This is a genomic window from Bacillus sp. SORGH_AS_0510, from assembly GCF_030818775.1.
In the GTDB taxonomy this organism is placed as follows: Bacteria; Bacillota; Bacilli; order Bacillales; family Cytobacillaceae; genus Neobacillus.
Genome location: NZ_JAUTAU010000001.1, coordinates 3037375 through 3051123, shown reverse-complemented (window position 1 = coordinate 3051123; position 13749 = coordinate 3037375). Strand labels below are relative to the sequence as shown.

At 37.9% G+C, this 13749-nt stretch carries 15 protein-coding genes; 9 read left to right on the top strand and 6 right to left on the bottom strand.

The window, feature by feature from the left end; genetic code table 11:
* Position 1 precedes the first annotated feature (1 nt).
* The 4 genes from QE429_RS15675 to QE429_RS15660 all read left to right on the top strand — a co-directional run bounded on the left by QE429_RS15675 (position 2) and on the right by QE429_RS15660 (position 3146).
* Positions 2-886: a MinD/ParA family protein gene (locus QE429_RS15675; RefSeq protein WP_307288231.1), complete on the top strand. Its 885-nt coding sequence runs from the start codon at positions 2-4 to the stop codon at positions 884-886.
* 11 nt (positions 887-897) lie between these two features.
* Positions 898-1236, top strand: coding sequence for a hypothetical protein (locus QE429_RS15670; RefSeq protein WP_307288229.1), 339 nt, complete (start codon positions 898-900; stop codon positions 1234-1236).
* A 33-nt stretch (positions 1237-1269) separates the two neighbouring features.
* The gene (locus QE429_RS15665) at positions 1270-2073 is read left to right on the top strand and encodes a sigma-70 family RNA polymerase sigma factor (RefSeq protein WP_307288228.1); all 804 of its coding nucleotides are present in this window, start codon (positions 1270-1272) and stop codon (positions 2071-2073) included.
* A gap of 134 nt (positions 2074-2207) precedes the next feature.
* A complete protein-coding gene (locus tag QE429_RS15660; RefSeq protein ID WP_307288226.1) occupies positions 2208-3146 on the top strand; it encodes a manganese-dependent inorganic pyrophosphatase in 939 nt (312 codons plus the stop codon).
* Between the two features lie 54 nt (positions 3147-3200).
* Here QE429_RS15660 and QE429_RS15655 read toward each other — a convergent pair whose 3' ends face one another.
* The 3 genes from QE429_RS15655 to QE429_RS15645 form a co-directional block, all read right to left on the bottom strand.
* On the bottom strand, positions 3201-3752 hold the full coding sequence (locus QE429_RS15655) for a DUF3231 family protein (protein ID WP_307288225.1): 552 nt from the start codon (positions 3750-3752) through the stop codon (positions 3201-3203).
* A gap of 128 nt (positions 3753-3880) precedes the next feature.
* Positions 3881-4534, bottom strand: a complete 654-nt coding sequence (locus QE429_RS15650; RefSeq protein WP_307288223.1) for a hypothetical protein — start codon at positions 4532-4534, stop codon at positions 3881-3883.
* 428 nt (positions 4535-4962) lie between these two features.
* Complete coding sequence (locus QE429_RS15645) at positions 4963-5784, bottom strand: Cof-type HAD-IIB family hydrolase (RefSeq protein WP_307288222.1); 822 nt, start codon at positions 5782-5784, stop codon at positions 4963-4965.
* A 234-nt stretch (positions 5785-6018) separates the two neighbouring features.
* Between QE429_RS15645 and QE429_RS15640 the strand changes: the two genes are divergently transcribed.
* The gene (locus QE429_RS15640; RefSeq protein ID WP_307288221.1) at positions 6019-8322 is read left to right on the top strand and encodes an alkaline phosphatase PhoX; all 2304 of its coding nucleotides are present in this window, start codon (positions 6019-6021) and stop codon (positions 8320-8322) included.
* 298 nt (positions 8323-8620) lie between these two features.
* On the top strand, positions 8621-9196 hold the full coding sequence (locus tag QE429_RS15635) for a DNA-3-methyladenine glycosylase I (protein ID WP_307288220.1): 576 nt from the start codon (positions 8621-8623) through the stop codon (positions 9194-9196).
* A 76-nt stretch (positions 9197-9272) separates the two neighbouring features.
* Here the strand turns inward: QE429_RS15635 and QE429_RS15630 are convergent, their stop codons facing one another.
* The gene (locus QE429_RS15630; protein ID WP_307288219.1) at positions 9273-9434 is read right to left on the bottom strand and encodes a hypothetical protein; all 162 of its coding nucleotides are present in this window, start codon (positions 9432-9434) and stop codon (positions 9273-9275) included.
* Between the two features lie 296 nt (positions 9435-9730).
* Here QE429_RS15630 and QE429_RS15625 point away from each other — a divergent pair, with 296 nt between their 5' ends.
* On the top strand, positions 9731-10375 hold the full coding sequence (locus QE429_RS15625) for a TetR/AcrR family transcriptional regulator (protein WP_307288218.1): 645 nt from the start codon (positions 9731-9733) through the stop codon (positions 10373-10375).
* Positions 10376-10459: 84 nt separating this feature from the next.
* On the top strand, positions 10460-10927 hold the full coding sequence (locus QE429_RS15620) for a CBS domain-containing protein (protein WP_307288215.1): 468 nt from the start codon (positions 10460-10462) through the stop codon (positions 10925-10927).
* A 325-nt stretch (positions 10928-11252) separates the two neighbouring features.
* Here QE429_RS15620 and acpP read toward each other — a convergent pair whose 3' ends face one another.
* A complete protein-coding gene (gene acpP, locus QE429_RS15615) occupies positions 11253-11480 on the bottom strand; it encodes an acyl carrier protein (RefSeq protein ID WP_307288213.1) in 228 nt (75 codons plus the stop codon).
* Positions 11481-11616: 136 nt separating this feature from the next.
* Positions 11617-12747 carry a metallophosphoesterase gene (locus QE429_RS15610; protein ID WP_307288211.1) on the bottom strand — a complete coding sequence of 377 codons (1131 nt, stop codon included), beginning with the start codon at positions 12745-12747 and terminating at the stop codon, positions 11617-11619.
* Positions 12748-12948: 201 nt separating this feature from the next.
* On the opposite strand from QE429_RS15610, the gene QE429_RS15605 reads away from it, so the two are divergent.
* On the top strand, positions 12949-13710 hold the full coding sequence (locus QE429_RS15605) for an MBL fold metallo-hydrolase (RefSeq protein WP_373463205.1): 762 nt from the start codon (positions 12949-12951) through the stop codon (positions 13708-13710).
* The last annotated feature ends 39 nt before the right edge of the window (positions 13711-13749 follow it).

Here is a 13749-nt window from a genome sequence, read left to right as displayed (position 1 = left end):
TATGGACCAAGCACAAAGTCTAAGAGAATATATGCATCGATTTAATGTCCAGCAAAATGAAAATCATTCCGCCCGAGTCATAACCATTACGAGTGGTAAGGGCGGGGTTGGGAAATCAAATTTCACTCTTAACTTTGCATTGGGTTTAAATTCAGTTGGTAAACGAGTTGTGGTGTTGGATTTAGACTTATCAACGGCAAATATTAATATTCTTATGGGAGTATCCCCACGCAATAGCCTTGCCGATATACTGCATCGTCAAAAGTCCATTTGGGATGTATTAGAAAAAGGAACAGCTGGCATTGATTATATCGCTGGAGGACTAGAAATCCAGGACCTTATGGAATTAGATCCACATACACTTTCCTATTTCTGGAGTCAGATTCAAGAACTTCAAACCTACGCAGATTTTATTCTTTTAGACACAGGAGCGGGAATATCAAAGGAGTTAGTAGATTTTATATTAGCTTCTGATGAAACCATTTTGGTGACGACACCTGAACCAACTGCTATTGCGGATTCCTATGCAGTATTAAAAACTGTAATCCAATTTACCAAGCAGACACCAAATTTTCGATTGGTGGTAAACCGTGCTCAAAGCTATCGAGAAGCAGTTGATACATCAAGAGCGATCAAAAATGCTACAAGTAACTTTCTAAAATTCAAATTGGTAACATTAGGTTTTGTAATGGAGGATGCTCATGTAAGACAGTCTGTTAGAGCACAAACGCCATTTTTTATGTCTTATCCAAATTGTGAAGCGTCAAAAAATATTAAACAAATTGTTTATTCCTTTTTACCGCAGTCTGAGGAATCATCAAAACAACCAACCAAAGGAATCCGAGGATTCTTTGAAAAAATAATGTCGCTCGGTAAGTCAATGTAAAGGAGGAGCCTATGGTATTAAATTGGAAGGTTAATACGATAACGGGGTCAGCAGCATTCCTCCTGACATTCTTTTTTTCTTTATCAAATAACACATGGCAAACATCTATTTTAAGAGCAATGATCGGGTTTCTCATCTTCTTTTTAATCAGTTATATTTTACGCTTTGTTGTTGGGCAATTGAGCGGAAAGGGCCCAAGGAACAGTTCAATTCAATACAGTGAACAACATTTAGGAGAGACCCTTGAATCGGTACAGGAGAAAACAATCGATGAAATCATCGAGGAAGAACAATCGTTTCAGCACATTCCCCTAGGAGCGTTACATAAAGGGGAAGAGCGACAATCCTAATATATGGACAACCCAATAAAGGAGGGATAAACGTTGAATCCAGGTATTAAAGAAGCCATACCACATGACTTATTATGGAGGACTTATCGCGAAAATCATGATTCCAGGTCACAGGAAAAACTTGTTAAACAGTATATGTATTTGGTTGAGCAAATGGCGAATAAAATGAGCCTAAGTATCCCGCAACGTATTATTCCAAAAGAGGACTTAGTCGGGTTAGGCTATATAGGTTTGCTTGAAGCTATTAAGAAATTTGATTACAAAAAAGGTTATCAATTTGAAACGTTTGGTCTTTGGAGAATTAAAGGAGCTATGTTGGACGGCATTCGCCAAATGGACTGGGTCCCACGTGGCTTAAGAGATAAAGCCAAAAAGCTAAATAGTGCTTTTCGGGAGTTGGAGCAAAATCTGATGAGATCACCCTCGGAAGAAGAGCTAAGCCAATTTTTAAGCATGCCTTTGGATGAAGTAGACCAAGCAATGGCAGCTTTATCAGTATCCACCTTACTATCACTTAATGAGCCCTTGAATTCTAATGATGATGAGGGTAAACAGCAGAGCCGGTTAGATCAAATTAAGGATGATCACTCTGACAAACATGATCGCAATTTGCAAATGGCGGATTTCCAAAAAATGATGGCAGCCTGCATCGATAAAATGCCGGAAAAGGAAAGGCTTGTCATTTCTTTATTATATTATGAGGGATTATCGCAGGTAGAGATTTCAGAAGTATTGAATCTAACAAAAGGAAGAATATCTCAAATTCATTCTCGAGCGATTATACGATTACGTCAAAGCTTTGAAGCGAATGGATATTCTTTTGATTCCTTCTTATAGATATGTAGGATATGTTATGTTAATTCTGGTTTTTGTTTTGAATCCTTCAACAGAATCATATATAATTTTTGATGGGGTCATTGCCATCTCTCTGGGCTTGTCCTACATAATTTCATACGATTAGGAGTAGTAACATGGAAAAAGTACTTATTTTCGGTCATAAAAATCCCGACACAGATACGATTTGTTCTGCTATTGCATATGCAGATTTGAAGAAACAATTAGGCATGGACGTTGAACCTGTCCGTTTAGGTCAAGTTAACGGTGAAACACAATACGCACTTACTCAATTCAACGCGGAAGTTCCTCGCTTAGTGGAATCCGTTTCTGCTGAAGTGAACACTGTTATTTTAGTAGACCACAACGAGCGCCAACAAAGTGCGACCGATATCGCTGATGTTCGTGTATTAGAAGTAATTGACCATCACCGTATTGCTAACTTTGAAACAAGCGATCCGTTATACTACCGTTGCGAGCCTGTAGGCTGTACGGCGACAATCTTAAATAAAATGTATAAAGAAAATGGAAAAGAAATTAAGCCTGAGATCGCTGGCTTGATGTTATCCGCGATTATTTCTGACTCATTACTTTTTAAATCTCCAACTTGCACACCAGAAGACGTGGCAGCTGCTCGTGAATTAGCTGCCATTGCAGGTGTAGATGCTGAAACCTACGGCCTTGAAATGTTAAAGGCTGGAGCAGATGTTCGTGACAAATCAATCGCTGAATTGTTAAGCCTTGATGCAAAAGGTTTTGAAATGGGCGCTAGCAAGGTAGAAATCGCTCAAGTAAATGTGGTTGACACAGCTGATGTTCTTGCTCGCCAAACGGAAATTGAAGCAGCAATCACTTCAATCATCGAAGAGAAGAATCTTGATTTATTCCTATTTGTTGTAACTGATATCTTAACAAATGATTCTGTTGGTTTAGCGTTAGGAAGCAAAGCTGTAGCCGTAGAAAAAGCATACAATGTTTCACTTGAAAATAACACTGCCACACTTAAGGGCGTTGTTTCTCGTAAGAAGCAAATCGTTCCTGTGTTAACTGATATTTTTAACAAAGGTGAATTCTAAATTTTGCTTGAAAAAACCGTTCATGCCGGTGGTGGCCTGAGCGGTTTTTTTGTTTTAGTTTGATGTAGGTGCGCCAGGTGGATAGTAATAGGGGGGAACCTTCAGCCAGCCACGTTCGCGCATCATTTTTTTTAATGAACAGCCATATTTGAAAATCTCAACCTGAGCTTCCATCAATAATTTACATGCATCATTTCTAACACATAATGCTAAGCCTTGCCCAATCAACGTAATCTCTGCTGCAACTTTGGCAGATACTAGGTTTGCTATTTCCTCATCCGTATATTTTACGCCAAGTGGGACGGCATTTGGATCCGATTTGGGTTTATTCTCAGAAGAAGGCGGTAAAGGAATTCCTTCATTGATAAAGTAATTGCGTAACCGCTGGTTAACCTCTTTCGCAGATTGGTGTCCGTTGGATAAAGCATGTATTAATTGATCGTCAGTTGTGGTGTTTAACGCTAACTGAAAAATCATTATTCCTTCTTCAATGAGGGTAAGTAACAACCAAAAATGGTTTACTTCACCTATATGTAAGGGGTTTTTTCTTTCATCGTCCGCTATAGGTGTAAAAAGGTCTTTTAGCGACTCAAAAATATTTGTCATAGGGCAGCCTCCTTTGGTTGTATCTAAGTAACTATATTTTGTTCAATCATTTGGAATTTTATTTCCAAATTTTTAATTAAAAGATTAATTTTGCTAGTTAATAATACCTCAAAAAATTAAGTTCACCGTTATTCCTGCGGTGAACCTTCTTCTTGTTTTTCCTCCTTCTTATGATTCAATAAGAAAAATGTTAACGGCTGTTCGGAGCCAGTCATCAATTTATAGACATAGGAGGAAGTGAGTTTATAGCCATCGTCGATTTTTTCAGCAAGATAATTAGTCCGTTCGAATAGAATCGAGCGGATATGATTTACTTGGCGCGCGACCTTATCCAATAACGCCTCTTGAGTATCTAGCCGCTCCAACACCCCGCCATGAAACTCTTCTTGTTTTGTTATTTTTTCCGCCGTTTCTTTTTGCAATTCCAGCTGCTCCTGCATCTGAACAGAGAGCTGTTGATTCGTTTCTTCGTTTCTCTCCAGCCTGTTTGCAATTTCCTGATAACTCTTATTTAACTCACTGACCTGGTCCATTAAGGATTGTTTTGTTGCGGCTTCATTTTCTAAAATGGTCTCTAATTGTGCATTTTTCTCATGGAATGCCAGTAAGCTCTTCACCATTTGATCTTCCAAAGCCTGTTTAAGTGATTTGTTCGCCTTTTGCTGTTCGTTCATAAGATCTGTTAGAAAATCGTGCCGTGAAAAAACTTGATTCGGTTCATTTAGCTTTTGGGTCGTTTGATAAACATTCGGATGCTCATTTTTATTGATGAATAATCCCATACCTCTCTCCGCCTTTTTTATTTTTGCTTGTAATAGCTTATGCTTTGGGTGTGGGAGAGGGGACAGACTTGGGCTAGGTTACTTGGGGTAAAAAAAGCCCAACTTTTGTAAAAGTTGAGCGTTTTTTTATGATTTTGTATCTGATATTGGGGGCATTGATGCGAATTTCAGATTTATCTACATAAAAATGAGGGATATCTACACAAATTTAAGATTTATCTACACAAAATTAACGGATATCTACACAAATTTCGGATATATCTACATAAAAATCAAGGATATCTACAAAATTGCAAATTTCTTTTAAAAGATTTCTGGAATTCTACACAGATTAGTAATAATTCTATACAAAAATGAAGGAATTCTACAAATGATGTAAAAAAATTTACAAGTTACATAAAGTCATATTACTTCACTATATAAAACTATTAAACCAGCACTGCACCATTTAACACAAACTCTTCAACAACCTTCGCAACTCCATCGTTCATATTCGTGTCGGTCACAAAGTCCGCTTTTTCTTTAATATCATCAGGTGCATTACCCATCGCCACGCCAAGTCCTGCAAACTCAATCATCGCCAGATCATTATAACTGTCGCCCATAGCAATGACCTCTTCACGAGAGATCCCAAGCTTATCAATCAATTGATTTAAGCTTGTTCCTTTTGTTACACCTTCCTCAGTAAACTCTAAAAAGAATGGCTTTGAGCGCATAACACTTAGTTCGCCGACAAACTGTTCTTGCAGTTTTTTCTCAACAACAGCAAGCTTTTCAGGTTCCTCAAGCATTAACACCTTAACCACGGGTTCGTTTACTGCATCCACAAAGCTGTCGACTTCAAAAATTTCTAAGCCGGTAATAGCAGCTTCAACATTTGTATATTGATTACCTGCTTCAGTCACAATATAGTCCCCAACATACGTGTGAATCCACACATCTTCATTACGACTTACTTCATATAAATGGTGGACCATTTCAGGTGACAGGGTGCTGCTGAACAGCTCTTCACCTGATTGGCAGTTTGTAATTTTTGCACCATTAAAAGATAGGATAAAACTTCCATAGTCCTTTAATTGCAATTCTTCTGCAACATCGAGCATCGCAGAAGTGGGGCGGCCAGACGCTAGTACAACCTTAACCCCAGCTTCCTGCGCATCCATTAGTGCTTTCTTAGTACGTGGTGAGATTGTGTGGTCGTCCTGTAATAAAGTATCATCTAAATCTAGTACAATCATTTTATATGTCATTTTTTTAATGGATCCCTTCTAAACTATATTTCCTTCATCATCTTACTATAAGTCCAGGAAAAAAACTCATAACAATTGTAGGAAAATAAAAAATGAGACGAGGCTATCCAGTTATTGTTAAGTTAAATTTACATTAATTAATAAAATCTAAACATTCCGTTAACCTACCCTTAATAGTATTAGGTTTTAATAGAGTAGAAGTTATTAACCAACACACTAGGAGGGTTTAAAAACATGAAAAAGAGATTGACCGTAGCATTAGCACTTGGACTAATGATTCCTGCAGTAACTCCTGCAGCAGCTGCCGGTAAAGATGTTTCCATTGATTCTTTTAAGTTCAATTCTATGAAGGCACCGGATTCTATTGAAGACATGGTGAAAACATATACTAGTGCTTCAATGGATGTAACTTACAGCGACGGAAAAACTAAAAATTTCCCTCTTACTTACAAACAATTATTCCTATCAGATGAAAAGATTGTGACAAACAAAGGTGAAAAAATTCCTGCTGGAACCCCAATTGATGTAAAAGGTAATCCAATCGTAGACAAGAGCGTTCCTGGTCAGGAATCCTATTATATTTCAGATGCTCCAGATTCTAATAGCTTAATGAATGTAGGCGGAAACCTTTTCATGGTATCTCATTTTGAATATGATTCATTAGATAATGCTGGTAAATCGGCGTATGGTGTGGTTCCAGCTTCCATGACACTTACACATCTAAACCAAGATAAAAGGACTGGAGAGTTATCCGTTAAGGATGCTAAAAAGATTGATTTTTCTAGCGTAAACGGCTTATGGATTCCATGTAATGGCTCAACTTCACCTTGGGGAACGCATTTAGGATCAGAAGAATATGAACCAAACGCACGTCAATTCGAGGCTGAAATTGGAACAGATAAAGACTCTACGAATGTGAAAGGCTTTGCGAAGCTATACTTTGGGGATGAATCAAAAGCAAATCCATATAATTATGGTTTTATTCCAGAAGTAACAGTAAAGCCAAATGGTGATACCAGTGTCGTTAAACACTACAGTGCTGGCCGTTTTTCTCATGAAATTATGACAGTGATGCCTGATAATAAGACCGCATTTTTTGGTGATGATGGGAACTATACTGTAACGTTTATGTATGTTGCCGACAAAGAAAAAGACTTATCTGCAGGAACTTTATATGCTGCGAAATTTGTTCAAACTAGTGCAGAAAATGGTGGGTCTGGTAACCTTGAATGGGTGAAGTTAGGACATGCTACTGATGACGAAGTGAGAGCGATTATTGACAAGGGAACAAAATTCAGTGATATCTTTGAAACGGCTAGCGAGCCAACAGAAGGATTTACAGCGATTAAAACAGACTCTAGCGGTGGAAAAACGGAATATATTAAACTAAAGCCCGGCATGGAAAAAGCAGCAGCTTTCCTTGAATCACGCCGTTATGCAGCATTAAAAGGCGCAACAGCAGAATTCCGTAAAATGGAAGGGATCACCGTTAACGCAAAAGATAAAAAAGTATATATGGCCATCTCTGAAATTGGAAAAGCCATGTTGGAAGATACGAATCATTCAGATCCAGTAGATGATGTACGTTTAAATAAAATCAGTGCAGGTGGAACCTATGAGCTTAATTTAACAGGCGGCTTAAAGGACAAGGATGGCAACAAAATCAACAGTGACTATGCAGCATCTGATATGAAGGCAATGGTTGTTGGAGAAGATTTAGCAGCACCTGATGCTTACGGAAATAAAGCGAATCCTGACAAAATTTCAAAGCCTGATAACCTAAGTTACTCTGAAAAAATGAGAACATTATTTATCGGAGAAGATGGCGGGGAGCATACAAACAACTTCGTATGGGCCTATAATATTGATACAAAGGAACTTTCTCGAGTGCTGTCTGTTCCTGTGGGAGCAGAAGCTACTGGATTACGTGTCCTTGATAATTTTAATGGTTTCTCCTATGTGCTGAGCAACTATCAACACCCAGGTGATGAGCTTGAGAATTTTCAAGGAACAGCCGTGAATAAAGTAGAATTAGAGAAGGCAATAGAAGCAGGGATTGGAATCGACAAAAAAGGTGGAGTAGGCTATATTGCTGGATTACCACAATTAAACGGCAAACACGTTGGCTGGAATTTCAAAGACGGTAAGTGGTATTTTCATAATGAGAATGGTGATCTACAAACCGGCTGGGTGAAAGATAACGCCAAATGGTATTACCTTGAAACAACAGGTGAAATGAAAACAGGTTGGGTGAAGACAGGAAACAAATGGTATTACCTAGCACAATCAGGAGAAATGAAAACAGGTTGGGTAAAGACAGGAAACAAGTGGTATTTCCTCGCAGAATCCGGCGAGATGAAGACCGGCTGGGTAAAAACAAAGAACAAATGGTACTATTTAGCACAGTCAGGTGAAATGAAAACAGGATGGGTACAATCAGCTAACAAGTGGTACTACTTAAACAAAGACGGAAGTATGGCAGTTAATACAACAATTAATGGTTACAAAGTAAACCAACATGGTGAATGGGTACGATAATGAAAGTAATGAGTGGAATCGTAAATTGATTCCGCTTTTTTTATATATTAACAGGAACGTTTGTTCTTAAATGAAATTTCTGATATACTAAAAAAAAGGCTTGTTAAAGAACAATGTAAATTTTTTACCCTGTTGATTGGAGCGGAAGGCACGAAGACTCCTGTGGGAGTATGGTTCAGGGGAGACCCCGCAGGCGCAAGCGCCGAGGACTCGCCGAAACACCCACGAACCGCTCGTGCCTGGAGCGGAAATCAACAGACAAGTTTAACAAAGCCATAAGAAAACGGGAGGGTTCAGGATGAATAGGTGCGGTTGGGTAAATCAGGATCCGTTGTATATGGATTATCATGATCATGAATGGGGAGTACCTGTTTATGACGATCAAATGCTATTTGAATATTTAAATCTTGAAGGGGCGCAGGCAGGATTAAGCTGGTATACGATCTTAAAGAAACGAGAGAATTACCGCAAAGCCTTTGATAACTTTGAGGCGGAAAAAATTGTTCAGTACGACGACAAGAAAATAGAAGAACTTTTACATAATGAAGGAATTGTAAGAAATAAGCTGAAAATTAATGCCGTCATTACCAATGCACACGCCTATCTGAAAATCATCGATGAATTCGGATCCTTCCAAAAATATATTTGGTCCTTTGTCGGCGGTAAGCCGATCCAAAACCATTTTAATGAGTTAACAGAGGTCCCGGCAAAAACCGAAATCAGTGATAAATTAAGTAAGGACTTAAAAAAACGCGGCTTTAAATTTGTCGGCTCGACTATTTGCTATGCGTTTATGCAAGCAACTGGAATGGTGATCGACCATATTGTTACATGTGATTGTTATCAAAAAGCAATTCCTGCTAATAAGTCCTAGGCAAAGCGTATATTTTACACACAAAAAAGCGATGACTCTAATACCAGAGCATCGCTTTTTTAAATTTACCTTACAATTATTTACTTGGTTTCTCTACAAGGAAATCTGAAGCAGGAATGGGAATAATCTTCCCACCAATTTGTACATGAACGGTATCGTTGAAAATGGCTTTTACAATCCCTTTTAATGAGATTGTTGAATTAACAGAGATTTTTTTTGATTCAGATTGATTGGCCACATTAATCAACACCTTCCGATAGTTGGTAAAATATATGAAAAAAATAAATAAATGGTGATAAAGATACTATAAATAATTCGAAAAAAAATGAAGAACTCCTGCTTTTGTATAAGAAAAAATTAAAATGGAGCAGGTTATGTTACAATCCTTCCATCATAAAAGGGGTGTAAAATAATGAAATAATTATAACATGAACCTTAGTTCAAGTATTGCATGTCTTAAAATACCTGTCAATTAAAAAGGTGAACTATGGTTCAATTTTAAGGAAAGTGATATGATAATTGTGAGGTGATAAAATGTCTGAACGTGAAGATACACTAATAGGTGAGTTCCCAATTATTCCTAAGCAGGAGCGTGCCCAGCAAAAAAGAAAAGCATTGCTTGAAAGTGGACGTGCCATGTTCATTTCAAAAGGGTACGAGCAAACTACGGCAAAGGAGATTGCTGCACATGCTGGGGTAGCCACCGGGACTTTTTATCGTTATTTTTCAGATAAACGCCAGCTGTTGCTGTCATTATTAGAAGATAAGCTTGAACGGCTTCTCCCTCCTGAACCAAGCTGGGTTTCCTGTAATCCTGAAAAATTATTAACCACACTTTTAGAGGAACATTATAAACGGTTAAATGAATTAGGACTCCACCGAGTGTTGCCTGAACTGCTTCTAAAGGATTCAGAGCTTTGTGAGGTACTCGGTGCAGCAAGAAGAAAGGTTCATGACAGAATTCATTTAGGATTAAAACAAGCAAATGAAAAAGGGTGGACCTGGGAGGATTTAGATTTAGAAACAGTATCTTGGGCCATTATGATTCTAGTGGAAAATGGCTACGAAAAAGAGCGATTAACAGGTCAAAAGGAAAATGTTCAAAACATAGCCAAGGTCATTTGTAGGATGATTTTCCCCCCAGATAAGTTGGAGCAATTACGGAATCAATTGTCATAAAAAGATAGATGTTAATAATATTCAGGGTAATTTTACATTAGAACAAGGGACAATTTTTTCAATAAATAGAAAGCGGTGACGAAAATGAAGGTCAAAGATTTTATGGTGCAGGATGTCATTTCTGTAAGACCGATCAGTTCTATTAAAGACGTTATGACAACGTTTGTTGAGAAGAAAATTGGCGGTGTTCCTATTGTAGATGAAAATGGAAGGCTTGCTGGAATGGTAACAGACGGAGATATTTTACGAGCATTCAAGCCCATTGATCGGAGAATCCAAGATTATATTAGTTTTATCACGTATATTGCTGAGGAAGCATTAGAAGAACGCATAGAGGAAATGGCTAAAGTGGAAGTTATTCGGATTGCTAAAACAAAAGGAATTGTGACTGTACATCCAAACGATGAGATGAAAACCGTCGTAAACTTGTTAGCGAAACATCACTTTAAGAAACTACCCGTTATTGATAATGATAACCATGTCGTGGGGGTAATTAGTAGAGGCGATGTGATCCGAAGAATTCAGGAAACAGTTGTGAAGAGAATGGAATAATTCACTTTAAGCATTCGAAATAGGCTAAAGTGGAAGTAGACCTTTTCTTAATATAAAAAAAGTCCAATTTCACTCTGAAATCGGACTTTTTTGTTTGCTGTTTTCGTAAAGAATTTTGTTATTAATCCCGTTCAAATTCCGAATAAGTTACTTAAAAGGTGTAAAACGATACCTTCTTAGTTAGTTTATCTGTTTTATCAGCGATTTTTACCAGTTTATCAGCGAATCTAAAAATTTATCAGCGAATTGAACCACTTTATCGGCGAATATCCAATTTTATCAGCGAATCCAAAAAGCCATAAACTTTTAGAAAAGAGCCTTTTTGTTATCGTTTTTCAATAAAGTTTACAACATCGCCAACCGTTTGAAGTTTCGTTGCAACTTTGTCATTAATTTCAATGGCAAATTCATCTTCAATTTCCATCGTCAGGTCCACCATATCAAGCGAATCTGCTTCGAAGTCATCTTTAAATGATGAATCCATTCTGATATTCTCCATTTTAACACCCAGTTGGTCTGCAATAATGGGCTTTAACTTTTCAAATGTGGTCATTGAGGGAGCCTCCTAACTATTTCATAACCAACATTATAACAATCTAATTGGGACAGTTAAACATAAATATACTGCCAATATCCTGTAAAATTGTGACCAAAAGGAAGATGGTTTTCATTTAAAAGGCAGAGCTAATTCATTCTATTTCCTCTATCGAACCTGTGAACTTCACATCAATCTGAATGATCTCTGATCGGCTGCCAATCCGAAGCGGCGGGCCCCAAAAGCCATATCCCGATGAAACGATGGTATGAAGCTGCTGTTTTTGGAGGTACCCCCAGTCCACTTCAAAGATCCTTCGGGTAATTAAATGATTTGGTGCCATTTGACCTCGGTGAGTATGACCCGAAAGAAGCAAATCTACCTGATTATCTGACGCTTGTTTCACTTCAGCCGGCTGATGATCCATCAAAATAATCGGCAACGAGTGGTCAATGTCTGAAAGGAGAGTGTCAATCGACTTTCTGTTACGATCCGTTTTATCCTTCCGACCTGCCAAATAAAACATATCCTCTATTTTAATGACTTCATCCATTAATATTCTTATCCCGTTTTGTTCCATTTCTTTCAAGTACTTCGGTATCCCACCCCCATAATATTCATGGTTACCTAGAACCCCATAAACACCAAGTGGTGCGGATAATTCACTCATGATGGTCCCCATCTTCTTCTTTATAAATGGTTCAGGATCATCATCAATAATATCACCTGGTAATAAAATTAAATCGGGTTGTAGTAAATTCACCTCTTTAACAAGACGCCGTGCATGGCCAGGACCCGAGAGTCTACCAAAATGCATATCAGAAGCCATGGCAATGCTAAGCTGTGAACGAGTTTGGCCGCGTTTGGGAATCTCAATTGAAAAATGACGGACAACAGGGCTATAGGCATTAAATGTTCCAATAATGAATAGAACGATAAAGGCGATTAGTACGATTACGCCTAGCCAAGTGATTACTGTTGCTTTTGGCAGGCCAAAAAGTACTAATAAAATTGCAATAAGATTGGCAATAGGAAGGAATAAAATTGCATACTGCAAAACTCCAAACCAATAGGAACCTATGATTTTAAATAAGGCTATGCTTTTTAAGAAATGACCAATAATGTAGGAAAAGGAAAGTACACAGAGAAGGACCCCATAGACCCACTTTGTCTCAAGTCCAAATGCTGTATGGAGCCACAACCAACCGTTCCAGCCAATATAAAACGTTAAAGCAGTATAGACAATAATTATTACTAGGAAATTGATAGTATTGCGTAATTTCATTTAATATCTCCTTTAATAGGATGAATACCTAAAAACATGAATTGTAGTTCAAGTATTGCATGTTAAAAAAATACTGTCAACAAAACATCCTTCACACTAATGTAACCATCTATAACCTATGGTTATGGGTATATAAAATTTATATATTTCCTATTTATGGGTTTTGGATGTATTCTATTTTTATAACAAAAAACTATTGAGGTGAGACCATTGAACATTCAATTAATTAGGCATGCAACGATCAAGTTCCGTTTTAAAGGAAAGACCATGCTTGTTGACCCGATGTTTAGCACAAAGGGCTTACTTGGACCCGTAGCAAATGCAGCTAATGAATATAGAAACCCTTTAGTTGACCTGCCGATTACGGTAGAAGAAATAGTAAGTGATATAGACGCTATAATCATTACCCATACTCATCGTGACCATTTAGATGATCAAGCTATAGAATTACTTCCTAAAGACCTTCCTGTTTTTTGTCAGCCTGAGGATGAAGAAAAGCTGGTGGGGCAAGGTTTTAAACAGGTAATTAAAGTCCAGCATGAAACAAGTTGGAATGGAATTCAATTAACAAGAACTGGGGGGCAGCATGGGACGGGGGAACTTGGAAAACAGATGGGCCCAGTATCTGGTTTTGTTTTACAAGCAGAAGGTGAGCCTGTCATCTATTTGGCAGGGGATACCGTCTGGTGTACGGAAGTTGAAGAAGCTATTTCTCATTTTTCTCCAGATGTAATTGTACTAAATGGAGGGGAAGCACAATTCTTAACAGGAGATCCCATCACGATGGGTGTCAAGGACATTGAAAAGGTTCATGCAGCAAGCCCTTCTTCAAAAATAGTTGTCGTTCATATGGAGTCATGGAATCATTGCTTGTTAACTCGAAGTGAACTAAAGGAATTGATTACGACTCATCAGCTATCAAATGTATTTGTTCCAGATAATGGGGTGGCCCTGGAGTTTTAATTTAGAAATAAAAAAATAGCTTGGCAGAAGCCAAGCTAT